The sequence below is a fragment of the Staphylococcus sp. GDX7P312P genome, assembly GCF_008385775.1.
GTDB classification, from domain to species: Bacteria; Bacillota; Bacilli; order Staphylococcales; family Staphylococcaceae; genus Staphylococcus; species Staphylococcus haemolyticus.
Map to the genome: position 1 here is coordinate 1 of NZ_VUKI01000074.1, position 876 is coordinate 876.

The following is an 876-nucleotide window of genomic DNA, read 5'->3' on the forward strand; positions in this document are numbered from 1 at the left end:
AGCTATCGGCTGTTAACCGATCGGTCGTAGGTTCGAATCCTACCTGCGGAGCCAGGGCTCCTTGGTCAAGCGGTTAAGACACCGCCCTTTCACGGCTGTAACACGTGTTCGAGTCCCGTAGGAGTCATACAAACAGAAGTGAAATATCGCTTCTGTTTTTTTATGTGATTTATTTATTATTATTGAGGAGAACTGTCCGAGTCTGGCCGAAGGAGCACGCCTGGAAAGTGTGTAAGCGCCATAAGCGCTTCAAGGGTTCGAATCCCTTGTTCTCCATATGATAAGCCTTATACAATAGGGTTTCGAGTTAGCAAGTGTCAAAACGTGTCAAGAAAACAATTTTCTGACACGTTGACCTTGCTTTTTTATTTTTAGTAAGTTGTAATGTATAGGGGAGTGGGACAGAATTCTTTTTAAATTCGTCATCCGCTCCCAGCTTGCTTTGCTTGTGGAATTTCTTATTGAAATTCTCTCTGCTGGGGTCCCGTCCCCAACTTGCTTAGCTTGTAAAATCACTTTCGTGATTTTTTGTGTTGGGGCTCCGCTCACCTCCGCAAGGGTGACTAGAATTGAAAAAAGATTGATTTAAGCGCATTTTCAGTTCAGTCAGCTACTGCGAATTTGCAAAATAGCTTCATTATATTATTTTTGTCCCACTCCCAATGAGATAAGATGGAATATTTAGTATTTAATTTATGTTGTTTTTATTATATAAAAACAATATAATATATTTAGGTCAACGACAATGCGTGGAGCTTATAAAACGAAATACATTGATTTTCGAGGATTTGAAATGAAAATTTCAACATAAGCAGAAAATGGAGTTAGAGTAATGGGTACTCTAGCTCTCTTTTATAGGCTCTACGTCAAATCGGA

General features: G+C 39.6%; 2 tRNA genes. Both read left to right on the plus strand.

Annotated features, from left to right (window positions below):
* Positions 1-55 precede the first annotated feature (55 nt).
* Positions 56-127: transfer RNA gene (locus tag F1592_RS13315), tRNA-Glu, on the plus strand.
* Between the two features lie 59 nt (positions 128-186).
* A tRNA-Ser gene (locus F1592_RS13320) sits at positions 187-276 on the plus strand.
* The last annotated feature ends 600 nt before the right edge of the window (positions 277-876 follow it).